At 71.9% G+C, this 26,002-nt stretch carries 20 protein-coding genes; 15 read left to right on the top strand and 5 right to left on the bottom strand.

Features of this window, described 5'->3' with window-relative positions; all coding sequences use genetic code 11:
- The first annotated feature begins 101 nt into the window (after positions 1-101).
- From coaBC to ABT147_RS13815, 3 genes are all read left to right on the top strand, one after another.
- On the top strand, positions 102-1,304 hold the full coding sequence (coaBC, locus tag ABT147_RS13825; protein WP_351405376.1) for a bifunctional phosphopantothenoylcysteine decarboxylase/phosphopantothenate--cysteine ligase CoaBC: 1,203 nt from the start codon (positions 102-104) through the stop codon (positions 1,302-1,304).
- A gap of 240 nt (positions 1,305-1,544) precedes the next feature.
- Positions 1,545-2,753 carry a methionine adenosyltransferase gene (metK, locus tag ABT147_RS13820; protein ID WP_351405374.1) on the top strand — a complete coding sequence of 403 codons (1,209 nt, stop codon included), beginning with the start codon at positions 1,545-1,547 and terminating at the stop codon, positions 2,751-2,753.
- 136 nt (positions 2,754-2,889) lie between these two features.
- On the top strand, positions 2,890-5,079 hold the full coding sequence (locus tag ABT147_RS13815; protein WP_351405371.1) for a primosomal protein N': 2,190 nt from the start codon (positions 2,890-2,892) through the stop codon (positions 5,077-5,079).
- 112 nt (positions 5,080-5,191) lie between these two features.
- Here the strand turns inward: ABT147_RS13815 and ABT147_RS13810 are convergent, their stop codons facing one another.
- Positions 5,192-5,773: a hypothetical protein gene (locus tag ABT147_RS13810; RefSeq protein WP_351405370.1), complete on the bottom strand. Its 582-nt coding sequence runs from the start codon at positions 5,771-5,773 to the stop codon at positions 5,192-5,194.
- Between the two features lie 393 nt (positions 5,774-6,166).
- Between ABT147_RS13810 and fmt the strand changes: the two genes are divergently transcribed.
- Positions 6,167-7,099 carry a methionyl-tRNA formyltransferase gene (gene fmt, locus ABT147_RS13805; RefSeq protein WP_351405368.1) on the top strand — a complete coding sequence of 311 codons (933 nt, stop codon included), beginning with the start codon at positions 6,167-6,169 and terminating at the stop codon, positions 7,097-7,099.
- 232 nt (positions 7,100-7,331) lie between these two features.
- Positions 7,332-8,762: an RsmB/NOP family class I SAM-dependent RNA methyltransferase gene (locus ABT147_RS13800; RefSeq protein WP_351405366.1), complete on the top strand. Its 1,431-nt coding sequence runs from the start codon at positions 7,332-7,334 to the stop codon at positions 8,760-8,762.
- 10 nt (positions 8,763-8,772) lie between these two features.
- On the opposite strand, the gene ABT147_RS13795 is transcribed toward ABT147_RS13800, so the two are convergent.
- Positions 8,773-10,929, bottom strand: coding sequence for an MMPL family transporter (locus ABT147_RS13795; protein WP_351405364.1), 2,157 nt, complete (start codon positions 10,927-10,929; stop codon positions 8,773-8,775).
- Between the two features lie 161 nt (positions 10,930-11,090).
- Between ABT147_RS13795 and rpe the strand changes: the two genes are divergently transcribed.
- From rpe to ABT147_RS13750, 9 genes are all read left to right on the top strand, one after another.
- Complete coding sequence (gene rpe, locus ABT147_RS13790) at positions 11,091-11,777, top strand: ribulose-phosphate 3-epimerase (RefSeq protein WP_351405362.1); 687 nt, start codon at positions 11,091-11,093, stop codon at positions 11,775-11,777.
- 138 nt (positions 11,778-11,915) lie between these two features.
- Positions 11,916-12,959 carry a sugar-binding transcriptional regulator gene (locus ABT147_RS13785; protein WP_351405360.1) on the top strand — a complete coding sequence of 348 codons (1,044 nt, stop codon included), beginning with the start codon at positions 11,916-11,918 and terminating at the stop codon, positions 12,957-12,959.
- Positions 12,960-13,095: 136 nt separating this feature from the next.
- Positions 13,096-13,449, top strand: coding sequence for a barstar family protein (locus ABT147_RS13780; protein WP_351405358.1), 354 nt, complete (start codon positions 13,096-13,098; stop codon positions 13,447-13,449).
- 131 nt (positions 13,450-13,580) lie between these two features.
- Positions 13,581-15,023, top strand: a complete 1,443-nt coding sequence (locus tag ABT147_RS13775) for a GuaB1 family IMP dehydrogenase-related protein (protein WP_351405356.1) — start codon at positions 13,581-13,583, stop codon at positions 15,021-15,023.
- 342 nt (positions 15,024-15,365) lie between these two features.
- The gene (locus ABT147_RS13770; protein WP_351405354.1) at positions 15,366-16,901 is read left to right on the top strand and encodes an amino acid permease; all 1,536 of its coding nucleotides are present in this window, start codon (positions 15,366-15,368) and stop codon (positions 16,899-16,901) included.
- A gap of 10 nt (positions 16,902-16,911) precedes the next feature.
- The gene (locus tag ABT147_RS13765; RefSeq protein ID WP_302002159.1) at positions 16,912-17,364 is read left to right on the top strand and encodes an Lrp/AsnC family transcriptional regulator; all 453 of its coding nucleotides are present in this window, start codon (positions 16,912-16,914) and stop codon (positions 17,362-17,364) included.
- Positions 17,365-17,583: 219 nt separating this feature from the next.
- On the top strand, positions 17,584-18,783 hold the full coding sequence (locus ABT147_RS13760) for an MFS transporter (protein ID WP_351405351.1): 1,200 nt from the start codon (positions 17,584-17,586) through the stop codon (positions 18,781-18,783).
- A 245-nt stretch (positions 18,784-19,028) separates the two neighbouring features.
- Positions 19,029-19,817, top strand: a complete 789-nt coding sequence (locus ABT147_RS13755; RefSeq protein WP_351405350.1) for a carbon-nitrogen hydrolase family protein — start codon at positions 19,029-19,031, stop codon at positions 19,815-19,817.
- A gap of 58 nt (positions 19,818-19,875) precedes the next feature.
- The gene (locus ABT147_RS13750; RefSeq protein WP_351405348.1) at positions 19,876-21,573 is read left to right on the top strand and encodes a flavin monoamine oxidase family protein; all 1,698 of its coding nucleotides are present in this window, start codon (positions 19,876-19,878) and stop codon (positions 21,571-21,573) included.
- A 39-nt stretch (positions 21,574-21,612) separates the two neighbouring features.
- Here ABT147_RS13750 and ABT147_RS13745 read toward each other — a convergent pair whose 3' ends face one another.
- Together ABT147_RS13745 and ABT147_RS13740 are read right to left on the bottom strand one after the other, a co-directional pair.
- Positions 21,613-22,539, bottom strand: a complete 927-nt coding sequence (locus ABT147_RS13745; RefSeq protein WP_351405346.1) for an LLM class F420-dependent oxidoreductase — start codon at positions 22,537-22,539, stop codon at positions 21,613-21,615.
- Positions 22,540-22,611: 72 nt separating this feature from the next.
- On the bottom strand, positions 22,612-23,307 hold the full coding sequence (locus tag ABT147_RS13740; protein WP_351405344.1) for a DUF5995 family protein: 696 nt from the start codon (positions 23,305-23,307) through the stop codon (positions 22,612-22,614).
- 210 nt (positions 23,308-23,517) lie between these two features.
- Here ABT147_RS13740 and ABT147_RS13735 point away from each other — a divergent pair, with 210 nt between their 5' ends.
- Positions 23,518-24,705 carry a glycoside hydrolase family 6 protein gene (locus ABT147_RS13735; RefSeq protein ID WP_351405618.1) on the top strand — a complete coding sequence of 396 codons (1,188 nt, stop codon included), beginning with the start codon at positions 23,518-23,520 and terminating at the stop codon, positions 24,703-24,705.
- A 49-nt stretch (positions 24,706-24,754) separates the two neighbouring features.
- Here the strand turns inward: ABT147_RS13735 and ABT147_RS13730 are convergent, their stop codons facing one another.
- Positions 24,755-25,966, bottom strand: a complete 1,212-nt coding sequence (locus ABT147_RS13730) for an MFS transporter (RefSeq protein ID WP_351405342.1) — start codon at positions 25,964-25,966, stop codon at positions 24,755-24,757.
- Between the last annotated feature and the right edge of the window lie 36 nt (positions 25,967-26,002).

Genomic DNA, 26,002 nt, shown 5'->3' with positions numbered 1-26,002 from the left:
AGGTTTTTCCACAGGCCCGGCAGTGCTCCTGCCGGGCCTGTGGTGTGTCATGGAGTCGGACGTGTACGGAGTCGGACGTTTTCCGAGTGCGGGGAGGCACAGTGGGCAAGCCGAAGGTCGTTCTGGGGGTCAGCGGTGGGATCGCCGCCTACAAGGCGTGCGAGCTGCTGCGCCGGCTGACCGAGTCCGGGCATGACGTGAGGGTCGTGCCGACCGACGCCGCGCTGCACTTCGTCGGCGCCGCCACCTGGTCCGCGCTCTCCGGCAACCCGGTCTCCACCGAGGTCTGGGAGAGCGTCCACGAGGTGCCGCACGTCCGCATCGGACAGGAGGCCGACCTCGTGGTCGTGGCCCCGGCGACCGCCGACATGCTGGCCAAGGCCGCCCACGGCCTCGCCGACGACCTCCTCACCAACACCCTCCTCACCGCCCGCTGCCCCGTCGTCTTCGCCCCCGCCATGCACACCGAGATGTGGGAACACCCGGCCACCCAGGAGAACGTGGCGACGCTGCGCCGCCGGGGCGCACTCGTCATCGACCCCGCCGTGGGCCGGCTGACCGGCGTCGACACCGGCAAAGGACGCCTGCCGGACCCCGCGGAGATCTTCGAGATCTGCCGCCGGGTGCTGGCCCGGGGCGTCACCGAGCCCGACCTCGCCGGCCGGCACGTCGTCGTCACCGCGGGCGGCACCCGCGAACCCCTCGACCCGGTCCGCTTCCTCGGCAACCGCTCCTCCGGCAAACAGGGCTACGCCCTCGCCCGTACGGCCGCCGCGCGGGGCGCCCGGGTCACACTGATCGAGGCCAACACCGGACTGCCGGACCCCGCCGGCGTGGACGTCGTCCGGATCGGCACGGCGGTCCAGCTGCGCGAGGCGGTGCTCAAGGCGGCACCGGACGCCGACGTCGTGGTGATGGCGGCCGCCGTGGCGGACTTCCGACCCCGGACGTACGTATCCGGCAAGATCAAGAAAAAGGACGGTCAGGAGCCCGAGCCGATCGTCCTGGTGCGTAATCCGGACATCCTCGCGGAGATCTCGGCGGACCGTCCCCGGCCGGGTCAGGTGGTCGTCGGTTTCGCCGCCGAGACCGACGACGTCCTCGCCAACGGCCGCGCCAAGCTGGCACGCAAGGGATGCGATCTGCTGGTGGTGAACGAGGTGGGGGAGCGCAAGACCTTCGGCTCCGAGGAGAACGAGGCCGTGGTGCTGGGAGCCGACGGCAGCGAGACCCCGGTGCCGTACGGCCCGAAGGAAGCCCTGGCCGAAACGGTGTGGGACCTGGTCGCGAACCGGCTCGACTGACAGTGCCATTCGCGTCACGTCTCGCTCGAACCTCGCACATTGGGGCGTGGCGACCCTGGCGGACAGCGACGGCCATTGGGCAGAATGCACGTGCCGCAGGTCACAGGGCTCCCGAGAGGCGAGACAGGTGACCCGGTGGCGGAGCCCGACCGATAAACTGTTCTCGGACGACGCCGGGCGCAGCCCCCGAGCACGTCCGCCAATGATCAGCCAGCAGCCGCTGCAACCCCAGGGAGCGTTGTGTCCCGTCGTCTGTTCACCTCGGAGTCTGTGACCGAGGGTCACCCCGACAAGATCGCTGACCAGATCAGCGATGCCATTCTCGATGCGCTCCTGCGCGAGGACCCCACGTCCCGTGTCGCAGTGGAGACGCTCATCACGACCGGCCTGGTGCACGTGGCCGGAGAGGTCACGACCAAGGCGTACGCGCCGATCGCCCAGCTGGTGCGCGACACCATCCTGGACATCGGCTACGACTCGTCGAAGAAGGGCTTCGACGGCGCCTCCTGCGGTGTGTCGGTGTCGATCGGCGCGCAGTCCCCCGACATCGCGCAGGGTGTGGACACGGCCTACGAGTCCCGGGTCGAGGGTGACGAGGACGAGCTGGACCGCCAGGGCGCGGGCGACCAGGGCCTGATGTTCGGCTACGCCTCGGACGAGACGCCGACGCTGATGCCGCTCCCGATCTTCCTGGCCCACCGCCTGTCGAAGCGCCTGTCCGAGGTCCGCAAGAACGGCACCATCCCCTACCTCCGTCCCGACGGCAAGACCCAGGTCACCATCGAGTACGACGGCGACAAGGCGGTCCGTCTGGACACGGTCGTCGTCTCCTCGCAGCACGCGAGCGACATCGATCTGGAGTCCCTCCTGGCCCCCGACATCCGCGAGTTCGTCGTGGAGCCGGAGCTGAAGGCCCTCCTGGACGACGGCATCAAGCTGGACACCGAGGGCTACCGCCTGCTGGTCAACCCGACCGGCCGCTTCGAGATCGGTGGCCCGATGGGCGACGCCGGACTCACCGGCCGCAAGATCATCATCGACACCTACGGCGGTATGGCCCGCCACGGTGGCGGCGCCTTCTCCGGCAAGGACCCGTCCAAGGTCGACCGCTCCGCCGCGTACGCGATGCGCTGGGTCGCCAAGAACGTCGTCGCGGCCGGTCTCGCCTCGCGCTGCGAGGTCCAGGTGGCGTACGCCATCGGCAAGGCCGAGCCCGTCGGACTCTTCGTCGAGACCTTCGGCACGGCCAAGGTCGACACCGACCGGATCGAGAAGGCCATCGACGAGGTCTTCGACCTCCGTCCGGCCGCCATCATCCGCGACCTCGACCTGCTCCGGCCCATCTACGGCCAGACCGCCGCGTACGGTCACTTCGGCCGGGAGCTCCCCGAGTTCACCTGGGAGCGCACGGACCGCGTCGAGGCGCTGCGCAAGGCCGCGGGGCTGTAAGGCCCGCGACTCCTCGGTTCTTCTTCGACGAGGCCCGGTGTCCCTTGTGGGGCGCCGGGCCTCGTCGTGTTGTTCCGCTGTTCCGCTGTGCTTTCGGGCGGCGCCGGTTGTCAGTGGCGTTTGGAAGAATGCAGGCGTGAGCAGCGAGGACGGGACCAGGGGCGGCGGCGCGGCGGGAGACGCGGCGCCGGAGCAGCTCGCGCTCGTCCGGGAGGCGGTGCGGAAGGCCAAGGTGCCCCGGGCCAAGCCGCGGACCTGGCGGGGGGCGGCGCTGGCGAAGGAGCTGCCGGTCGCCCGGGTGCTGGTCGACAAGGGCGTACTGCATCTCGACCGGTACTTCGACTACGCGGTGCCGGAGGAGCTGGACGCCGTCGCCCAGCCCGGGGTCCGGGTCCGGGTGCGGTTCGGGGCCGGGGGGCGGAATGTCAGGGGAGGACGGCGGGAGGGCGGCTCGCTGATCGACGGGTTCCTCGTCGAGCGGGTCGCCGAATCGGACTACTCCGGCCCCTTGGCCGCGCTCGCACAGGTCGTGTCGCCGGAACCGGTGCTGGGCCCCGAACTGCTGGGGCTGGCACGGGCGGTGGCGGACCGGTACGCGGGGAGCCTCGCGGACGTACTGCAACTGGCCGTTCCGCCCCGGCACGCTCGGGCGGAGGCCGTGGAGATGGGCGAGCCCGCGCCGCCTCCGCAGGCGCCCGAGCCCGGGTCGTGGCTGCGGTACGGGCGCGGTGAGGGCTTCCTGCGGGCGCTGGCCGACGGGGGTGCGCCTCGGGCCGTGTGGACCGCGTTGCCGGGGCCGGAGTGGGCCGAGGAGATCGCGCGGGCCGTGCGGGCGACGCTGGCCTCCGGGCGGGGGGCACTCGTCGTCGTACCGGCCGGGCGGCCCGCCGCTCGGGTCGACGAGGCGCTCAGGGAGTCGCTGGGGGAGGGGCGGCACGCGCTGCTGACCGCCGACGCAGGACAGGAGCGGCGGTATCGCGAGTGGCTGGCCGTGCGGCGGGGGGCCGTACGGGCTGTGGTCGGGACCCGGGCGGCCATGTTCGCGCCGGTGCGGGACCTGGGGCTGGTCGTCGTCTGGGACGACGGCGACGCCAGTCACAGTGACGACAACGCTCCCTTCCCGCATGTGCGGGAGGTACTGGAGCTGCGGGCGTCCCGGGACAAGTGCGGGTTTCTGCTGGGGAGTTGGAGCTGCACGGTCGAGGCCGCGCAGCTCGTCGAGAGTGGCTGGGCCGCGCCGATCGTGGCCGGGCGGGAGCAGGTACGGGCCGCCGCGCCGCTGGTGCGGACCGTGGGGGACGGGGACCTGGCGCGCGACGAGGCGGCTCGGGCGGCGCGGCTGCCCAGCCTCGCCTGGCAGGTGGCCAGGGAAGGCCTCAGGGACGGGCCGGTGCTCGTGCAGGTGCCTCGGCGGGGGTATGTGCCCCGGATGGCCTGCGCGCGGTGCCGGGAGCCCGCGCGGTGCCGGCACTGCGCCGGACCGTTGGAGGCACGGGACGGCGCCGGGGCCCTGCTGTGCGGGTGGTGCGGGCGCGAGGAGGCCGGCTGGCACTGCCCCGAGTGCGGGGGCCACCGGCTCCGGGCGCAGATCGTGGGGGCGCGGCGGACCGCCGAGGAACTGGGGCGGGCCTTTCCCGCCGTGCCCGTGCGGACCTCCGGGCGGGAGCATGTGCTGGACACCGTGCCCGGGACGCCCGCGCTGGTGGTCAGCACGCCGGGGGCCGAGCCGGTCGCCGAGGGAGGGTACGCGGCGGCTCTGCTGCTCGACGGATGGGCCATGCTCGGCCGGCCCGATCTGCGGGCCGGGGAGGACGCGCTGCGGCGGTGGATCGGCGCCGCAGCGCTCGTACGGAACCAGGGGGTGGGCGGCACGGTCGTCGTGGTGGCCGAGCCGACCCTGCGGCCCGTGCAGGCGCTCGTGCGGTGGGATCCGGTGGGGCACGCCGTGCGGGAACTCGCCGAGCGGGCCGAGCTGGGGTTTCCGCCGGTCTCACGGATGGCGGCCGTGTCCGGGCCGGCCCAGGCGGTCGTCGATTTTCTGGGCGCGGTCGAACTGCCGTCCGACGCGGAGGTGTTGGGGCCCGTGCCCATGACCGCTCCGGCGTCCGGGGGCGGTGCCGGGTCCGCCGCGGATGCGGCGAGGGCGCGACGGGCCGGGGCGCCGGTGGCGGGGGAGCCGTGGGAGCGGGCGTTGATCCGGGTGCCGCCGGGGAGCGGGGCGGCGCTGGCCGGCGCGTTGAAGAGCGCTCAGGCGGCGCGGATGGCGCGGGGCGTGAGTGAGGGGGCGCGGGTGCGGATCCGGGTGGATCCGTCGGACATCGGGTGAGTCGCCCGGGGCGCGTACTGCATGCCGGCCGGGCGGCTACGGTGTGCGGCTGCCTCCCGGTCGGACACCGGGAGGCAGCCAGGAGCAGGTGGGGGAGTGGGTCGGGAGCCGGTCAGCCGTTGCGCGGGCCGGGGAAGGCCGTGGGTCTGACGTCGTCACGGAGGGTGGGGCTGCCCGCTGTGGGCTGGGTCGGCATGTGCGCGGGCATCGGGGCGGGCAGCGGTGACGGCATCGCGGCCGGCATCGAGCGGGCCGCGGGGACCGTGGGGATGCCGGTGCCGACGTTGACGGTGCGGGTGCCCTGGGGGTCTCCCGTGCGCTCCGCCTCCGCCGCGGCCTGGGCGGCGGCGCGGCGGGCGCCGTAACGGCGGTGTACGGCCTGTTTGGTCACTCCGAGGGCCGAGCCCACCGCGTCCCACGAGAAACCGAGTGAGCGGTCGAAGTCCACGGCGGCCGTGACCAGGGTCTCGACACTGTCCCGCAGCTCCTGGGCGAGACGGACGGTCGGGGCGGGTGCGCGTCCGTAGACGACGAAGCCCGTGGAGGGGCCGGAGCGGCGCGGGCGGTAGACGTTGCCCAACTGGGCGGTGAGGGTGCGCAGTGCGTCCACCTGCCGGCGGACCCGCTCGATGTCCCGCACCAGCAAGTGCAGGCTGGCCCGAGCCTGGGCGTCGTGGGTTGCGTGGTCGGCCATGAACAAGCCTCTCGAACCGGCGTTGAAAAGGGGATGTGCCGCGATTGCGGCCCGTAGCAGTCAACTCTTTCTTGACCAACGCGAATTCGCTCCGCTGGTCACGGTGTGGGGGCGTGGCGGCATATGCGCGGGGCGCGCGGGGTGGGGTGCGCCCCCGCTGCCGCTGGGCTTCTACGAGGGTCTTCCACCCGCGCACCGCCCGTGCGGGTCGGCCGACAAGTACGGGTCTCCCGTGGGGGTGCTCCGCCGTCGGCGGCTGCGGGCTGCGTTGGCTGCGGGGGGGGAAAATCGGGCGGCGGTGGTGGGGTGGGGCGTGGAACATAGACTGGTGCGTTGTCCCGCGTTGTCATGTGCGGGCGTAGGAGTTTCCGTCCGAGAGGCCGTCAGTCATCCATGAAGCTTGTCTTCGCCGGTACCCCAGAGGTCGCTGTTCCCGCCTTGGACGCGTTGATCGCGTCGGGGAGGCATGAGGTGGCCGCGGTCGTCACGCGGCCGGACGCGCCGGCGGGGCGGGGGCGGCGGCTGGTCGCGAGCCCGGTGGCGCAGCGGGCGGAGGAGGCCGGCATCGAGGTGCTGAAGCCGCACCGGCCCCGGGACGAGGAGTTCCTCACGCGGCTGCGGGAGATCGCGCCCGACTGCTGCCCGGTCGTCGCGTACGGGGCGCTGCTGCCCCGGGTCGCCCTCGACGTCCCCGCCCACGGCTGGGTCAATCTGCACTTCTCCCTGCTGCCCGCCTGGCGGGGCGCCGCTCCCGTACAGCACTCGATCATGGCGGGGGACGAGATCACCGGGGCGTCCACCTTCCTGATCGAGGAGGGGCTCGACTCCGGGCCCGTGTACGGGACCGTCACCGAGGTGATCCGGCCGACGGACACCAGCGGTGATCTGCTGACCCGGCTCGCCTTCGCGGGGTCCGGGCTGCTCGCCGCCACGATGGACGGGATCGAGGACGGCACCCTGAAGGCCGTGCCTCAGCCCGCCGACGGCATCACCCTCGCGCCGAAGATCACCGTGGACGACGCCCGGATCGACTGGGCCGCGCCCGCGCTGCGTGTCGACCGGGTGGTCCGGGGCTGCACGCCCGCGCCGGGTGCCTGGACCACGTTCCGCGGTGAGCGGCTGAAGCTCGTCCATGTCGTGCCGGTGCCCGAGCGGACCGGTCTCGCCCCGGGCGCGCTCGATGTCGGCAAGAACAACGTGTACGTCGGGACCGGGTCGTACGCCGTGGAGCTGCTCTGGGTGCAGGCACAGGGCAAGAAGCCGATGCGGGCCGCCGACTGGGCGCGTGGGGTGCGTATCGACTCCGGCGAGTCCGTCGGCGACTGATCGGGGGAGCGGGGGCCGGCCCCGATCCGACCTCCATCCGACCGACCCCGGTTCGATTCTGATCCGACCCTGATCCGATCACGGTCCGACCTCATCGCCACCCTGCCCACAGGTCCACCCACCCTGGTCCACAGGCCCACCCACCCGGCCCACCCGGCCGACGCCCGGCGGCACGCGCCCGCGGGCGTACGCTGGGCTTGGCATCTCGTCCCGTATCCGGAGCACCTTTTTCGTGAGTGAGCAGTCCCGTCGTCCGCACAAGCCGGGCAAGCCGTACCGCCGTCCTCAGAAGGACCCCGTCCGTATGCTCGCCTTCGAGGCGCTGCGGGCCGTGGACGAACGGGACGCGTACGCGAACCTCGTCCTGCCGCCGCTGCTGCGCAGGGCGCGGGAGAAGGAAGGGCCCGACAAGTTCGACGGCCGGGACGCGGCGCTGGCCACCGAGTTGGTGTACGGGACGCTGCGCCGGCAGGGAACCTACGACGCGGTCATCGCCGCATGCGTGGACCGGCCCTTGCGCGAGGTCGACCCGCCGGTGCTCGATGTGCTCAGCCTCGGGGCGCACCAACTGCTGGGGACACGGATCCCCACCCATGCCGCGGTGTCCGCCTCGGTCGACCTCGCACGCGTGGTGCTCGGGGACGGGCGGGCCAAGTTCGTGAACGCCGTGCTCCGCAAGATCGCGCAGCACGACCTGGACGGCTGGCTGGAGCGGGTCGCGCCGCCCTACGACGACGATCCGGAGGACCACCTCGCCGTCGTGCACTCGCATCCCCGCTGGGTCGTCTCCGCGCTCTGGGACTCCCTCGGCGGCGGGCGCGCCGGCATCGAGGATCTGTTGGAGGCCGACAACGAGCGGCCCGAGGTCACCCTCGTCGCCCGGCCCGGACGGTCCACCGCCGAGGAGCTGCTCCGGGAGGAGGCCGCGGTGGCGGGGCGCTGGTCGCCGTACGCCGTGCGGCTCTCCGAAGGCGGGGAGCCGGGTGCGGTGGACGCCGTACGGGAGGGCCGCGCCGGTGTGCAGGACGAGGGCAGCCAGCTCGTGGCGCTCGCCCTCGCCAACGCCCCGGTGGAGGGTCCCGACAAGGCGTGGCTCGACGGGTGTGCCGGGCCCGGGGGCAAGGCCGCGCTGCTCGCCGCCCTCGCCGCCGAGCGCGGGGCCGTCCTGCTCGCGTCCGAGAAGCAGCCGCACCGGGCGGGGCTGGTCGCGAAGGCGCTGCACGGCAACCCCGGGCCGTACCAGGTGATCGCCGCCGACGGGACCCGTCCGCCCTGGCGGCCCGGCGCGTTCGACCGGGTGCTGATGGACGTGCCCTGTACGGGGCTGGGGGCCCTGCGGCGGCGCCCCGAGGCCCGCTGGCGGCGGCGGCCCGAGGACCTGGAGGGGTTCGCCCCGCTCCAGCGCGCGCTGCTGCGGACCGCGCTGGAGTCCGTACGGGTCGGCGGTGTCGTCGGCTACGCGACCTGCTCGCCGCACCTCGCCGAGACCCGCGCGGTCGTCGACGACGTGCTCAAGCAGTACGGCGACGGGGCCGACCTCATCGACGCGCGGCCCCTGCTGGAGGGTGTACCGGCGCTGGGCGAGGGCCCCGACGTACAGCTGTGGCCGCATCTGCACGGGACGGACGCCATGTATCTGGCCCTCATCCGCCGGGTCGCGTAACGGCTCAGCGTCAGCCGCCCGGTCCCGCGGAGGTTCCGGCCGGTTCCTTCGGCGGGGGCGGTGGCGGCGCGCCGCCGTCCTCGTGGGCCAGTCGGTGGGGCCACCACACCTTTGGTCCGACGTCCAGGAACAGGGCCGTGACCAGTACGGACCGCACGATGAAGGTGTCCAGGAGGACGCCCAGGGCCACCGCGAAGCCGATCTCGGCGAAGGCGACCATGGGGAGCGTGCCCAGGGCGGCGAAGGTGCCCGCGAGGACCAGACCGGCCGAGGTGATCACCGCGCCCGTCGTCGCGAGGCCCGTCACCACGGCCTTGCGGGTGCCCTGGTGGGCGGCCTCCTCGCGGATACGGGTGGTCAGGAAGATGTTGTAGTCGATGCCCAGGGCGACCAGGAAGACGAAGACGAAGAGCGGGAAGTCGGTCGACTCGCCCGCGTAGTCGAAGATGTGTCTGAACGCGAGCGCGCTGATGCCCAGCGCGGCGGCGAAGGACAGGATCACCGTCCCGATCAGCAGGAGCGGGGCGATCAGGGCGCGGAGCAGGGCACAGAGGATCAGCAGGACCACGAGCAGCACCAACGGGATGATCAGGATGTTGTCGTGGGTCGTCGCCTCGTCCATGTCCAGCAGGGCGGCCGTACCGCCGCCCACCTGGGCGTCCGCGTCCGGCACGTCGTGCACCGCGTCCCGGACCCGCTCCACGGTCTGCTTGGCGGCCTCGCTGTCGGCGGGGTCGGACATGGTGGCCTCGAAGAGGACCTGGCCCTCGTGGGCCGGTTTCGTGCCGGGCGGCAGGCCCAGCGAGTCCGGTACGACGCCTTCCGTGTCGGCGACCGCGCGGCCCACCTCCCGGGCCTGTGCCTGATTGCTGATGATCACCAGGGGGTCGCCGCTGCCCGCCGGGAAGTAGGTCGCGGAGACCTTCTGGCCGACGATCGAGTCCGGTTCGCCGGTGAAGGCGTCCGCGTTGCTGATGCCCTCCGCGCGGAGCTGGATCAGGCCCAGCGAGCAGAGGGCGAGGGCCGCTGCCGTGGCGACCCAGACCGTACGCGGCCGGCGGGAGAAACGGCGGCCCATCCGGGCCCACACACCGCTCTCGGTCGGATCGGGGGTGCCGAGGTGCGGGATCACCGGCCAGAAGATCCAGCGGCCGAAGATCACCAGCAGGGCGGGGAACAGCGTCATCATCGCGAGGAGGGCGACCGCGACGCCGATGGCCGCCACCGGGCCGAGCCCGCTCGTCGAGTTCATCTCGGCGGCCAGCAGCACCAGCATGCTCAGCACGACCGTCGCGCCGGACGCCAGCACCGCCGGGCCCGCCCGGTGCAGGGCGAGAGCCATCGCCTCGTGGCGGTCCTCGTGACGGCGCAACTCCTCGCGGTAGCGGGCCACGAGCAGCAGGGCGTAGTCGGTGCCCGCGCCGAACACGAGGACGGTGAGGATGCCCGCGCTCTGGCCGTTCACGGTCAAACCGGCGTGTTCCGCCAGCAGATAGATCAGGGCCTGGGCCGTGAACAGGGCGGCGATGACCGCGAGAAGGGGGACCAGGATGAGCGTCGGACTGCGGTAGGTGAGCAGGAGCATCACGATGACGACGGCCATCGCCGACATCAGCAGGGTGGAGTCGATGCCCTCGAAGGCCTCGGAGAAGTCGGCGGACGTACCGCCCGGACCCGTGATGTGCACCGCGAGCCCGTCGCCGCCCTCCCCCACATCGTCCCGGATCGAGTCGACCGCAGGCGCGATCCGCTCCCAGCCCTTCTCGTCCATGGTGATCGGCACATAGACCTGGGCGGCCCTCGGGTCGACCGCGCGGTCGTAGACGGGGCCCCGGGTCTGGGATCCGATGATCCCGTGGTCGGTGAGCCGCTTGAGCTCCCGCACGTCCTCCTCGATCATCGTCCGGTCCTCGGCGGTGAGGCCGCTCTCCCGGGCGTAGACGACGACCGCGGGGATCTGCTCCGGCCGGAAGCCCTCGGAGATCTCCAGGACCTGGGTCGACTCGGCCGAGCCCGGCAGCCAGGAGGAGGCGTCGTTGTCCTGCGCGTCGGTGAGCTTCGTCGCGAACGGCGCGACCACGAAGAGCACCACCAGCCACAGCCCCAGCACGATCCACTTGGCACGCCGCCCGCAGACGAGATGACCGATGCCCCGGTTTCCTGTCATGCCGACCTCCAGAACCGCGCCCCGTAAGGGACGCGGGGCAGTGACATACGCGGCTCCGCCGCGTGGGCGCGGGCGACCACAGACGGCCCGCGGCCGAGATACCACCGTTCCCACCCGAGACCGATGCCCACAACCCCCGGAGGGCATGGCAGTCTTGGCCCATGGCCGCGCAGATCAACCCAAGCATCCTGTCCGCCGACTTCGCCCGTCTCGCCGACGAGGCGAAGGCGGTCGAAGGCGCCGACTGGCTTCATGTGGACGTGATGGACAACCATTTCGTCCCGAACCTCACGCTCGGTGTGCCGGTCGTAGAGTCCCTGGCCCGTGCGACGGAGACGCCGCTGGACTGCCATCTGATGATCGAGGCCCCCGATCGGTGGGCGCCCCAGTACGTGGAAGCGGGTGCCGGTTCGGTCACCTTCCATGTCGAGGCGGCCGCCGCACCGGTGCGGCTCGCCCGCGAGATCCGGGCCAAGGGAGCCAGGGCCTCCATGGCGCTCAGGCCGGCGACGCCGATCGAGCCTTACGAGGACCTGCTGCCCGAACTCGACATGGTGCTGATCATGACGGTCGAACCGGGCTTCGGAGGCCAGGCCTTTCTCGACATCATGCTCCCGAAGATCCGCCGGACCCGCGAGTTGATCAGCAAGCACGGCCTCGACCTGTGGCTCCAGGTCGACGGCGGCGTCGCCGCCTCCACCATCGAGCGCTGCGCCGAGGCGGGCGCCGACGTCTTCGTCGCCGGCTCCGCGGTGTACGGGGCCGAGGACCCGGCCGCGGCGGTGCGCGCGCTGCGGGCTCAGGCCGAGGCCGCGACGGCAACCGCCGACTGGGTCTGCGGCCACTGAAGTACGGGGCGTACGGCCGTGCGAACGCGGAGGCGAGCGGGGCGCGTCGTGCGACCACAGGGCCAAGGGAACGTGAACGACGTTCCTTCCGGCTGATCGAAAACGTCGGATCTGCAAGGATGAACGACGTATCCATGTGTGAAGAGCAGTGAGGAGATGACCGTGTCGGGTATGTCGGCGGGCCGGTCAGCCATGCGGATGGGACCCGCTGAGCTGGTTCAGGCGGCGGCCATGGCCCGCCGTTTCTACCTCGAGGGCAAGTCCAAGATCCAGATCGCCGAGGAGTTCGGCGTGAGCCGCTTCAAGGTGGCCCGGGTCCTGGAGACCGCCCTCGAACGGGATCTCGTACGGATCGAGATCCGCGTCCCCGCGGAACTGGACGCGGAGCGCTCCGACGCGCTGCGCGCCCGCTACGGCCTGCGGCACGCGGTGGTCGTCGAGTCGCCGGCCGATGCCGAGGAGTCGCCCGACCCCGAGAACCTCGGCGAGGTCGCCGCGGACCTGCTCGGCGAACTGGTCAACGAGGGCGACATCCTCGGCCTCGCCTGGGGCCGCTCCACCATCCACATGGCGGCCGCCCTGGACCGGCTGCCGCCCTGCACGGTGGTGCAGCTGACGGGCGTGTACGACGCCGGGACGGCCGAACGCGGCTCGGTCGAGGCGGTACGGCGGGCCGCGCAGGTGTCGGGCGGCGACGCCCACCCCATCTACGCGCCGATGCTGCTGCCGGACGCGGCCACCGCGGCCGCCCTGCGCAACCAGACCGGGATCGCCCGGGCCTTCGAGTACTTCGACAAGGTCACGGTCGCCTGTGTCTCCATCGGCTCCTGGGAGGCCGGCATCTCCACGGTGCACGACATGCTCAGCGACGAGGAGCGCGGCCACTACGCCTCCCTCGGGGTCGCCGCCGAGATGTCCGCGCACCTCTTCGACGCCGACGGCCGCCGGGTCGGGCGCGACCTCGGCGAGCGGTGCATCACGGTCAAGGCCGACCAGCTCCGCCGTATCCCCGAGGTCGTCGCGATCGCGGGCGGGCAGCGGAAGGCTGCCGCGATCGATGCCGTGCTGCGGTCGGGGCTGGTGACCAGCCTCGTCACCGACACCTCCGCGGCGGACTATCTGCTGATGGCCGGGCAGACGCCGCGGCCGACGCTGAACCGGGCGGACCCGGACGGGGCGTAGCGCTCCGCGGGGTGGCCGGGGGAGCGTCTGCCGGGTTGGGGTAGGAGGGCGGCCGCGGGTGCGTGGGGGTTGCTCGCGCAGTTCCCCGCGCCCCTTCGGGCCGCGCACCCCGCGTCTCGATCGAGAGGGGTACGGAATGGCTGACGACACACTCGCGGAAGTGCTGGCCGCCGGTGGCTGGGCGTATGTCGGGCTGGAGCTCGGGGGTGTCACCGACAAGCCCGGGTTCATGGAGCGCTGTGTCCGTGCCTTCGAGCTGCCCGAGTACTTCGGGCGTAACTGGGACGCCCTCGCGGACTGCCTCACCGATCTGTCGTGGGCGCCGCCCGTCCGGGGCCGGCTGGTCGAGGTCACCGGCTGGCAGGAGTACGCGGGGGCCGAGCCGGACGACTGGAACATCGCGCGGGAGGTGTTCGCCCAGGCCGTCGACCACTGGGACGGCACCGGCACCGAGCTGCGGATCGCGCTCGCTCTCGGAGGATCCTCCTAGGCCGCCCACCGTCCCTCTGGACGATCTGTCGGGGCCGCTCATACCCGCCGACATGGGACAATGAGGTACGTGCTCTTCCCCCTGACGGTCCTGTCAGGGGGTCACCTCTGATCGACTGGGATGTGCGGCACGTGCGTTTCCTCAATGACATCCAGCCCGCGTACGACCTGACGTACGACGACGTCTTCATGGTCCCGAGCCGTAGCGCCGTCGGATCGCGGCAGGGCGTGGACCTGGCCTCCCCGGACGGCACGGGCACCACCATCCCGCTCGTCGTCGCCAACATGACCGCCATCGCCGGCCGCCGTATGGCCGAGACGGTCGCGCGCCGCGGTGGCCTGGTCGTCATCCCGCAGGACATCCCGAACGAGGTCGTCACCGACGTCATCTCCTGGGTGAAGAGCCGCCACCTCGTCCTCGACACCCCGATCGTGCTGAACCCGCACCAGACGGTCGCCGACGCGCTGGCCCTGCTGCCGAAGCGGGCGCACAACGCGGGCGTCGTCGTCGACGAGGCGCTCCGGCCCGTCGGTGTCGTCACCGACGCGGATCTGACCGGCGTCGACCGCTTCACCCAGCTCGAAGTCGTCATGTCCCGGGACCTGTTGCTCCTGGACGCCGACATCGACCCGCGCGAGGCCTTCAACCGCCTCGACGCCGCCAACCGCCGGTACGCGCCCGCCGTCGACAAGGACGGCCGTCTCGCCGGCATCCTCACCCGCAAGGGCGCCCTGCGCGCCACGCTGTACACCCCGGCCGCCGACGCGCGGGGCAGGCTCCGTGTCGCCGCCGCCGTCGGGGTCAACGGCGACTTCGTGGCCAAGGCCAAGGAGCTGCTCGACGCGGGCGTCGACACGCTCGTCATCGACACCGCGCACGGCCACCAGGAGTCGATGATCAACGCGATCAAGCTGGTGCGGGACCTCGACCCCCGGGTGCCGATCGTGGCCGGCAACATCGTCGCCGCCGAGGGCGTCCGGGATCTGATCGAGGCGGGCGCGGACATCGTCAAGGTCGGTGTCGGACCCGGCGCGATGTGCACGACGCGCATGATGACCGGGGTCGGGCGGCCGCAGTTCTCCGCCGTGCTGGAGTGCGCGGCCGAGGCGAAGAAGTACGGCAAGCACGTGTGGGCCGACGGGGGTGTGCGCCACCCCCGTGATGTCGCCATGGCGCTGGCGGCGGGCGCGTCGAACGTCATGATCGGGTCGTGGTTCGCGGGGACGTACGAGTCGCCGGGGGACCTTCAGCAGGATGCCAATGGGCGGCTGTACAAGGAGTCGTTCGGGATGGCGTCCGCGCGGGCGGTGCGCAACCGTACGAGCGAGGAGTCGGCGTACGACCGGGCACGGAAGGCGTTGTTCGAGGAGGGCATCTCGACGTCGCGGATGTTCCTGGATCCGGCCCGGCCCGGGGTCGAGGATCTGATCGACTCCGTCATCGCGGGAGTGCGGTCGTCCTGCACGTACGCGGGGGCGGGGTCCTTGGAGGAGTTCGCGGAGCGGGCTGTCGTGGGGGTTCAGAGTGCGGCCGGGTATGCGGAAGGTAAGCCTCTGCACGCGAGTTGGAGCTAGGAGCGAGCGCCTGAGAGCTCGGGGGGAACTGTGAGTCGGCGGGTGCGGGTTCGTCGTGGTTGCTCGCGCGGTTCCCCGCGCCCCTGAGGATGCTGCGGTTCCCCTTTTGTCTGAAGGTGCGCAACAGCCTGAACGGGCCGTGCAACGAAGGTGCGCCCCTGGGCGATGTACGCAACGATCTTGCGGTGATGCGCAAGGTTGCCGCATTACGCTCGTGAAGCTCTGGCTCATAGGGTCAGGCGCTGTACGTGGCGTGGCGGGGACCTCCTGCACGGTGGCCCCCTGGTTGGTCGGTGCTGTCGGTCCTCACCCGCCTGACCGGCAGCTATGAAGGAGCCACGCGTGCTCGACCAAGGCGCACCCCCGCAGCATGAGAATCGGCCGCCCCCGGCGTCCGGAGGCGTCGGGGCGCTGATGCGCCGCAAGCCCGTGGAACGCCTGGTCGCCGAGGGCGGCCAGGGCGAGGGCGGGTCGCTGCGGCGGTCCCTCGGGCTGTGGCAGCTGACGATGATCAGCATCGGCGCCACCCTCGGCACCGGCATCTTCGTCGTCCTCGGCGAGGCCGTCCCCAAGGCCGGGCCCGCCGTCACCCTCTCCTTCGTGATCGCCGGCCTCACCGCGCTGTTCTCCGCCCTGTCGTACGCGGAGCTGGCCGGCACCATCCCGGTCTCCGGGTCCTCGTACTCGTATGCGTACGCAACGATGGGCGAGCTGATCGCCTGGATCTGCGGCTGGTGTCTGGTCCTGGAGTACGGCGTGTCCGTGTCGGCCGTCGCGGTCGGCTGGGGCGAGTACCTCAACGAGCTGCTGGACGGGACGATCGGCGTGACCATTCCGGCCGCGCTGTCCGCGCCGCCCGGCGACGGGGGCATCTTCAACCTGCCCGCCCTCATCGTCGTGATGCTCGCGATGGCGTTCCTGCTGGGCGGCGCCCGTGAGTCCGCCCGGGCCAACACGATCATGGTCGTGGTGAAGATCGCCGCCCTGCTGCTCTTCTGCCTCATCGGCCTCCAGGGCTTCCGGTCCGGCAACTACGAGAACTTCATGCCGCTCGGCATGGCGGGCGTCAGCGCGGCCGGGGCGACGCTCTTCTTCTCGTACATCGGGTTCGACGCGGCCTCGACCGCCGGTGAGGAGGCGAAGAACGCGCAGCGTGATCTGCCGCGCGCGATCATGCTGTCGCTGGTCATCGTCACCGCGCTGTACGTGCTGGTCGCCGCCGTGGCGATCGGGGCGCGGCCCTGGGAGCGGTTCGGTGAGTCCGAGGCCGCGCTCGCCGGGATCATGAAGGACGTCACCGGGGACGCGTTCTGGGGGACGCTGCTGGCGGCCGGGGCCGTCATCGCCATCGCGAGCGTCGTGCTGACCGTGCTGTACGGGCAGACCCGCATCCTGTTCGCCATGTCCCGGGACGGGCTCGTGCCCAAGGTCTTCTCCCGTGTGCACCCGAAGACCGGGACGCCCCGCGTCAACACCGTGATCGTGTCGCTGTTCTGCGGTGTGCTCGCCGCCGCCATTCCGCTGGGGCAGCTCGCGGACGCGACGAGCATCGGTACGTTGTTCGCGTTCGCGCTGGTCAATGTGGCCGTCGTGGTGCTGCGGCGGACCCGGCCGGACATGCCCCGGACGTTCCGGGTGCCATTGTCGCCGGTGCTGCCCGCGCTGGGATTCGCGTTCTGCGTCTGGATGATGGGCAGCCTCGACTCCATCACCTGGGTCGTCTTCGGGGTCTGGATGGCCGTCGGGCTCGTGTTCTACTTCAGTTACGGCTATCGACGCTCGCGTCTCGCGGCCCCTTCGACCTCTTTGACTCCTTCATCTCCCTCATCTCCTTCATCTCCCTCATCTTCCTCAGCTCCGTCGACTCCAGAGAAGTGATCCACCCGCAGTGCTGAACGATCTCGACGAACGCATCGTGCACGCCCTCGCCGAGGACGCCCGCCGCTCCTACGCCGACATCGGCCAACTCGTCGGGCTCTCCGCGCCCGCGGTCAAACGGCGGGTGGACCGGCTGAGGGCCACCGGGGCGATCACCGGATTCACGGTTCGGGTGGATCCCGCCGCGCTCGGGTGGGAGACCGAGGGGTTCGTCGAGATCTACTGCCGGCGGAACACGTCGCCGGAGACGATCCAGCGGGGGCTGGAGCGGTATCAGGAGGTCGTCGCGGCGTCCACGGTCACGGGGGAGGCGGACGCGGTCGTGCAGGTGTTCGCCTCGGACATGCGGCACTTCGAGCGGGTGCTTGAGCGGATCGCCGGGGAGCCGTTCGTCGAGCGGACGAAGTCCGTGCTTGTGCTGTCGCCCTTGCTGCGGCGGTTCTCTTCCGGGTCGCCCGCCTGATAGCTCGGGGCGGTCCGTTTGTTCTGCGGGTGCGGGTTCGTGGGGGCTTGACGCGCAGTTCCCCGCGCCCCTTTGTTGCTGATCGGCGGCTGAGAAGGCGCCCCGGTCGCCTACCATCGGTGTCATGACCTGGCGACATTGATCCACCAGCCGTGCCTCCCGAGGGCCGCCTCGGACGCCGTATCTCCGACGTCCGCATCGCCCTTTCGGGAAGGCCTCATGACTCTTTCACCTGCGCGTGTGCCCGGTGTCGGGACCGGTGGTGTCCGGCGGCTCACGGCCACGCTGTACGGATACGCGTTCCTCGACGACTTCGTGCTGCTCTATCCGGTGTACGCGCTGCTGTTCAGCGACACCGGACTGTCGCTCTGGCAGATCTCCTCACTGTTCGCCCTGTGGTCCGTCACCGGGATCGTGCTTGAGGTGCCGTCCGGTGCCTGGGCCGATGCCGTCTCCCGGCGGTTGCTGCTGTGGGTGGGGCCGCTGCTCACCGCCGCCGGCTTCGCCCTCTGGGTGATCGTCCCGTCGTACTGGGCCTTCGCCCTCGGCTTCGTCCTCTGGGGTGTACGCGGCGCGCTCGGCTCCGGCGCGCTGGAGGCGCTGGTCTACGACGAACTGGACCGGCTCGGTGCGGCCGACCGGTACGCGCGTGTCATCGGCCGGGCCCAGGCGGTCGGCATGGTCGCCGTGATGGCGGCGATGGGGCTGGCGGGGCCGGTCCTGGAATTCGGCGGCTACCCCGCTGTGGGCGCGGCCAGTGTGCTCGTCTGTGTGCTGACCGCGGTGGTCGCCACCAGATTTCCCGAGCATCGCAAGGCCGTGGACCCGGGGGAGGAACCGGCCTCCACCCTCGCCACCCTGCGGGCCGGGCTCGCCGAGGTGCGCCGGGACCGGTCCGTGCGCGGGGCCCTGCTGCTCGTTCCGGCCGTCGGCGCGGTCTGGGGCGCGCTCGACGAGTACACGCCGCTGCTGGTCCGGGACACCGGGGTGGCCGAGCAGACGGTTCCCTATCTGCTGCTGGTCATCTGGGTCGGACCGGCGATCGGCAGCCTGCTGACCGGAGTGGCGGAGCGGTTGCGCATGGCCGGACTGGGGGTGGTGCTGGCGGGCTCGGCGTTCGCGCTGGCCGTGGGGGCGCTGATGGGGACACCCGTCGGAATCGGGCTGGTGGCCCTCGCCTTCGGTGGGTTCCAGCTGGTCAACGTGCTCGCTGACGCACGGCTCCAGGACCGGATCGAGGGGGCTCGGCGGGCGACGCTCACGTCCGTGGCGAGTATGGGGACGGAGCTGGCGACGGTCGCTGTCTTCGCCGCGTACGCCATGATCGGGGCGTCCTCTGATCATGGGACCGTGTTCGCCGTGTTCGCGGTGCCCTATCTGGTGACAGCGGGTGTACTGCTGGTGCGGAGGGGCGCCTAGTGGGGGTGGGGCGTGGGGGACGTGGGCGGCTGCGGGTCTGGTGTGGCTTGTCGCGCAGTTCCCCGCGCCCCCTGAGGGGCGCGGGTGGTGCCCTCTGTCAGGCGTGCAACGAATCGTCGTGTGGGCCGCTTCGGACGCAATGAATCGTCCATCGGTGCGCAATGGCCGCCGCTTGTTCGGGGCGGCGCGGCGGCCGTACCGTCTATCTGGCCCCCAAACCCCCTTTGTCCCGGTGAGGAACACGCATGCGTACCGCCCTGCTCCAGAGCTCCGGTCGGCCCGGTTCGGTCGTCGGGAATCTGAAGGTGCTCGACGAGGCCGCGGGGCGCGCCGCCGACGCCGGGGCCGGGCTGGTGGTGGCGCCGGAGATGTTCCTGACGGGGTACGCGATCGGCGATGACATCGCGCGGCTCGCCGAGGCCGCCGACGGCGACGCGGCCGACGCGGTCGCCGAGATCGCGGGGCGGCACGGGGTCGCGATCACGTACGGGTACCCGGAGCGCGCCGGTGAGGCGGTCTTCAACTCGGCGCAGCTCGTCTCCGCCGACGGCGTCCGGCTGGCCAACTACCGCAAGACCCATCTCTTCGGCTGCTTCGAGCGCGACCACTTCACGCCGGGCGAGCGGTCCGTCGTCCAGGCCGAGCTGGACGGGCTCCGCGTCGGGATCCTGATCTGCTACGACGTGGAGTTCCCGGAGAACGTCCGCGCCCACGCCCTCGCCGGCACCGACCTGCTCGTCGTCCCCACGGCCCAGATGCACCCGTTCCAGTTCGTCGCCGAGTCGATGATCCCGGTGCGGGCCTTCGAGAACCAGATGTACGTCGCGTACGTCAACCGGGTCGGCCGCGAAGGGGAGTTCGAGTTCGTCGGGCTGTCCACGCTGGCCGGGCCCGACGGGATCGCGCGCACCCGCGCCGGGCGCGAGGACGACCTCGTGCTCGCCGATGTCGACCCCGCCTTCCTCGCGGCCTCGCGCGAGGCGAACCCGTACCTCCAGGACCGCCGTCCCGGGCTCTACGGGTCCCTCGTCTGAGACCCGCCCCCACTCCCCAACACCCCCGTACACCCTTTCCGCAAGGAGTCCGTACCCCATGACGTCCACCGTGCCCAACGCCATCGAGCACGCAGACGAGCAGCAGTCGCCGATCACCATGTTCGGCCCGGACTTCCCGTACGCGTACGACGACTTCCTGGCCCACCCCGCCGGGCTGGGCCAGATTCCGGCCACCGAGCACGGCACCGAGGTCGCGGTCATCGGCGGTGGGCTGTCCGGGATCGTGGCGGCTTACGAGCTGATGAAGATGGGGCTCAAGCCCGTCGTGTACGAGGCCGACCAGATCGGCGGGCGGCTGCGGACCGTGGGGTTCGAGGGGGGCGATCCGTCGCTCACCGCCGAGATGGGGGCGATGCGCTTTCCGCCGTCCTCCACCGCGCTCCAGCACTACATCGACCTGGCGGGTCTGGAGACCCGGCCCTTCCCCAACCCCCTCGCGGAGGCCACGCCCTCGACCGTCGTCGACCTCAAGGGCGAGTCGCACTACGCCGAGACGATCGACGACCTGCCGCAGGTGTACCGGGACGTCGCCGCCGCCTGGAACGCCTGTCTCGAAGAGGGCGCCGACTTCTCCGACATGAACCGGGCGCTGCGTGAGCGGGATGTGCCGCGCATCCGGGAGATCTGGGCGAAGCTCGTCGAGCGGCTCGACAACCAGACCTTCTACGGTTTCCTCTGCGACTCCGAGGCCTTCAAGTCCTTCCGGCACCGCGAGATCTTCGGCCAGGTCGGGTTCGGCACCGGTGGCTGGGACACCGACTTCCCCAACTCGATCCTGGAGATCCTGCGGGTCGTCTACACCGAGGCCGACGACCACCACCGCGGCATCGTCGGCGGCAGCCAGCAGCTCCCGCTGCGGCTCTGGGAGCGCGAGCCGGAGAAGATCGTGCACTGGCCGTACGGGACGTCCCTGAAGTCGCTGCACGCCGACGGCGAGCCGCGGCCCGCCGTGACCCGGCTGCACCGCACGGCGGGCAACCGGATCACCGTGACCGACGCCGACGGTGACATCCGTACGTACCAGGCGGCGATCTTCACCGCACAGTCCTGGATGCTGTTGTCGAAGATCGCCTGCGACGACTCGCTCTTCCCGATCGACCACTGGACGGCCATCGAGCGGACCCACTACATGGAGAGCTCCAAGCTCTTCGTCCCCGTCGACCGGCCCTTCTGGCTCGACAAGGACGAGGAGACCGGCCGTGACGTCATGTCGATGACGCTCACCGACCGGATGACACGCGGGACCTACCTCCTCGACGACGGTCCGGACAAGCCCGCCGTCATCTGCCTCTCCTACACCTGGTGCGACGACAGCCTGAAGTGGCTGCCGCTGTCCGCGAACGAGCGGATGGAGGTCATGCTGAAGTCGCTCGGCGAGATCTACCCGAACGTCGACATCAGGGGCCATGTCATCGGCAACCCGGTGACCGTCTCCTGGGAGAACGAGCCCTACTTCATGGGCGCGTTCAAGGCGAACCTCCCCGGCCACTACCGCTACCAGCGGCGCCTGTTCACACACTTCATGCAGGACCGGCTGCCCGAGGACAAGCGGGGCATCTTCCTCGCCGGCGACGACGTCTCCTGGACGGCCGGCTGGGCCGAGGGCGCGATCCAGACCGCGCTCAACGCGGTCTGGGGTGTCATGCACCACTTCGGGGGCGCCACCGACGCGACCAACCCCGGGCCCGGGGACGTCTACGACGAGATCGCGCCCGTCGAACTCCCGGAGGACTAGGGCTCGTTCGGCCGGCCCGGGACCTGTCGTCCGCCGGAGCTACACCCCGGCCGCCCGTGCCGAGGCGTACACCTCGGCGGCCACGTCCTTGAGCTCCTCGGCGTCCCGCAGGCCGTACTGCAGGTCGAGGAATATCTCGTCGAGGCCGATCGCGGCGTGCGCGGCCAGGTCCTCGGCGAGCTGGTCGGCGTTGCCCTGGAAGGGGTGGCGGTCGGCGGCGTCGTAGGCCTTCGTCTGGTACTGCACATTGATGCGCAGCACCGAGCGGAGCGGTCTGATGCGGCGGCGCTCGGCGGCCAGGTCGCGCAACTGCCGCCACTGCGCGGCCAGTTCCTCGACGCCCAGACCCACCGGCAGCCAGCCGTCGGCGTGGTCGACGAGCCGGCGCCGGGCGCGCGCGGTGCTCCCGGAGAGCAGGATGGGGATCGGTCGACGGGGCTTGGGCCCGACCACGGCGGAGGTGATCTTCGTGAGCCTTCCGTCGTACGACACCGGGTCCGGGCCCCAGACCGCCCGGCACACCCCGATCAGCTCCTCCAGCACCTGGCCGCGCTCCTCGAAGGGCCGGACGGCCGCCGCCGCGTACTCGTCGAGGGACCAGCCCGTGCCGAGCCCCGCGACGACCCGGCCGCCGCTCGCCGCGTCCAGTGAGGCCAGGGACTTGGCGAGCTGGAACGGAACGTGCAGCGGGGCGATCAGGCTGGTGCCCAGCCGGGCCCGCTGGGTGGCCGCCGCGGCGAGGGTGAGGGTGACGAGGGGCTCGGCCACATGCCGGTAGTGGTCCGGCCAGGGCAGGCCCTCCAGGCCGTAGAGGCCCTGCGTCGGTGGCTCCGGGAACAGGGCCCGTTCGAAGACCCACAGGCTGTCGTAGCCGATGTCCTCGGCCGTACGCGCCACGTCGGGCACGTCCTTTCCGATGTCGTACTGCCGCATCTGGGGAAGGGCGAGCCCGAGCCGTAACGCCATGCCGTGTGCTCCTCGTCGAGGGATCTTCTCAAGTCGAACGTATTACGTTCACACGGGAGGGCGGGAGGCGGCTCACTCGGGCAGCGGGGTCAGCAGCATGCGGCCCGCGAGGCCGACCGCCGCGTCCAGCCGGTGGGCGAACTCCTCGGCGAGATCGGGCAGTCCGCGCAGGGCCCACAGGGTGCGGGCGGCCGACCAGGTGGCCTCACGGGCGCGTTCCAGGCTCCAGGCGCTGAGCAGATGCGTGAGCGGATCGGCGATCTGGAGAAGATCGGGACCCGGCATCAACTCCTCGCGGATACGTTCCTCCAGCGAGACGAGGACATCGCCCACCTGCTCGAACTCATCCTCCAGATCGGCGGGTTCGCAGCCGAGCGTACGACAGGTGTCCACGACGGCCAGCGCGAGATCGTGCCCGATGTGCGCATTGATGCCGCAGAGGGCGAACTGCAGCGGCCGTACACCGGGATGACGCCGGAACTGCAGCAACGGCCGCCAGCAGGCGGGGGCGCGGCCGCCCTCGGCGACCCGCAGATACCGCTCGGCGAAGAGCACGTCCAGGGTCGTCGCGGCCTCGGCGTCCGGGAAGCGGCCGGCGTCCAGCCGGTGGGCGACGACCTCCGTGACGGCGAGGTAGACGCGGTTGAAGACGGCGATCCCGTCCCGCTCGGGGAGGACCGCGTCGAGGGCGCGCATCCGGGAGACGACGGTGTCTACTGCGTCCGTGGACGAGTCCACGGAACTGGTGAAATGTTCCAACTGCGCCATAAGGGGCAGGGTCCCAGGCCTACGCTGACACCGGTGCCGCCGTGCCCGAGGCGTCCCCGGAACGGGGTAACGCGGGTCCGGCGGGAAGTGCCGGAGTGCCGACGGAGCGCTGTCCGGGGAGCAAGGGGGGAGCACCACGTGTCAGGCTTACGCGCCCAGCGTCTGGCCGCACGCCGAGCCGAACGCAGGCGGGCGGCGAGGCGCGGCGCCATGGTGGCCGCGGCATCGTTCGTGGCCGTCGTCGGTACCGTCACCGGGATGGTGGCCGCGATGGGCGGTGAGAGAGGCGCGGACGAGGCCCGGCCGCTGACGAGCCGCTCGGAGGGACTCCGGTCCGAGCCGTTCGACTCGTTCGCCCCGTTCGATCCGGCCGCGTCGGACGGCCCGACCGCGGGTTCGCCCTCACCGTCGCGCACCTCGCCCCCGCCGGCGCCCTCGAAGTCGCCCGAACCCTCCGGGAAGGCCGGTGTGCGGCCCTCGGCGGAGCGGACGGAGGCGCGGACGGAATCCGGACCCGGACCTGGCCTCGGCTCCGGCGGCCTGTACCGCCACCCCGACTCCCAGGTGCTGGACTGGGTCCGGGACAACCCGGACGACCCGCGCAGCACCGCCATCGAGACCGGTATTGCCGACCGCCCGGCCGCCGTCTGGTTCACCGACCCCAGCCCGGCCACCGTCACCTCCCAGGTCGCGGCGGTCGCCTCCGGGGGCGCCGCGCGGGGGAAGGTGCCGGTCCTCGTGGCGTACGCGATCCCCGACCGGGACTGCGGAGGGGCCTCGCAGGGCGGGGCGTCGAGCCTGGACGCGTACGACGCCTGGATCGACGCGTTCGCCGCCGGGCTCGGCTCGGACGACGTCATCGTGATCCTGGAGCCGGACGCGATCGCCCAGTCCGACTGTCTCTCCGCCGGCACCCGCGCCGACCGCTTCGCCTCGCTCGCCCGCGCCGGCCGCGTCATCAAGGCGGCCAACCGCGACGCCCGTGTCTACTACGACGCCGGGCACTCGGAATGGAACGTGCCGGCCAAGCAGGCCGCGCTCCTCCGCCGGGCGGGCGCCGGCTCACCCGACGGCTCCGACGGCGTCTTCAGCAACGTGTCCAACTTCAACCGCACCGAGGCCGAGGTCGCCTACACCCGCCGTGTCCTCGACGCCCTCGGCGGTCCCGCGGGCCTCGGCGCCGTCATCGACACCAGCCGCAACGGCAACGGCGCCCCGAAGGACGGCGAGTGGTGCGACCCCGCCGGCCGCGGCCTCGGCCGCCCACCGACCCTCACCACCGGCGAGCCCCGCATCGACGCCTACCTGTGGGTGAAACTCCCGGGCGAGTCCGACGGCTGCCGGGGGCGCGCGGGGGCGTTCTCACCGGGGTACGCGTACGAGCTGGCGCGGGGGTGAGGGGCGGCGGGCGCCGGCGCGAGCGGGGCGGCCCGGTGGGCCGGTCGGGTCAGCGCTTCGGGTCCGGGATCGCCACGTCCGGGCGGGTGATCCGCGGGCGGTCCCGGTCGCTGGTGCGCAGGACGCCCGCGAAGGCGACCAGGCCGCAGGCCAGCACGGTCACCAGGCCGAACGACACGACCAGACTGGTCAGCTGAGCCAGACCGCCGATCGCGCTCGGCGCCACCAGCCCGGAGGTGTACGTGATGGTCGCGACGCCGGCGATGGCCTGGCTGGGGTTCGGCCCGCTGCGGCCGGCGGCGGCGAAGCAGAGCGGGACGACGACCGCGATACCGAGGCCCATCAGCGCGAACCCGGCCATCGCGACCGCCGGCTGGTCCGCGAAGACGATGAGGATCCCGCCGAGCGCGGCCAGGACCCCGCTCGCCCGTACCGTACGGACCGAGCCGAAGCGGTTCACCACCGCGTCGCCCGCGAGCCGGGCCACCGCCATGGTCAGCATGAACCCGGTGGTGCACGCCGCCGCGAGCCCGGCCGAGGTCTCCAGCTGGTCCCGCAGATAGACCGCCGACCAGTCCAGCGCCGCTCCCTCCGCGAACACCGCGCAGAACCCGACCGCGCCGATCAGCAGCGCCGACTTCGGCGGCAGCGCGAACCGGGGCGGCGGCTCCTCGTCCTCGGTGGGCCTGAGATCCAGGACCCACTGACAGGCGACCAGACCGAGAGCGGTGAGGACGGCGGCCGCCAGCGCGTGGTGCAGCCGGGCGTCCGCGCCCAGGTGGGCGGCGAGGGTGCCGCCCGCCGAGCCGACGAGGGCGCCCGCGCTCCACATGCCGTGCAGCCCGGACATGATCGACTTCCCGAGGCGGTTCTCGACCTCGACGCCGAGCGCGTTCATCGCGACATCCGCCATGCCCGCCGACGCGCCGTACACGAACAGCCCGAAACAGAGCGTCCAGAGGTTAGGCGCCAGCGACGGCAGGATCAGCGCGAGCGTCCACAGGGAGAGCAGTCCGCGCAGCGCGGCCCGGGCGCCGAAGCGGTGGCTGATCCGGCCCGCGAGCGGCATCGCCAGGGACGCGCCGATCGCCGGGAAGGCGAGCGCGAGGCCCAGTTGACCCGCGCTGACGCCGGCATGGTCCTGGATCCACGGCACGCGGGTCGCGAACGAGCCGGTGACGGCGCCGTGCACCGCGAACACGGCCGCCACGGCGTACCGTGCCCGCCTCACCTCGCGCTGCTCGTAGACCACCGCGCTCATTCTCCGCCCTCCCTCGAATTCCCGGGTGCCCCAGGA

Origin of the sequence: Streptomyces sp. NPDC001868, from assembly GCF_040297125.1 — a bacterium.
Lineage (GTDB): Bacteria > Actinomycetota > Actinomycetes > Streptomycetales > Streptomycetaceae > Streptomyces.
Note: the sequence above shows the minus strand (reverse complement) of the source record. Positions and strands in the feature narration are given on the sequence as shown.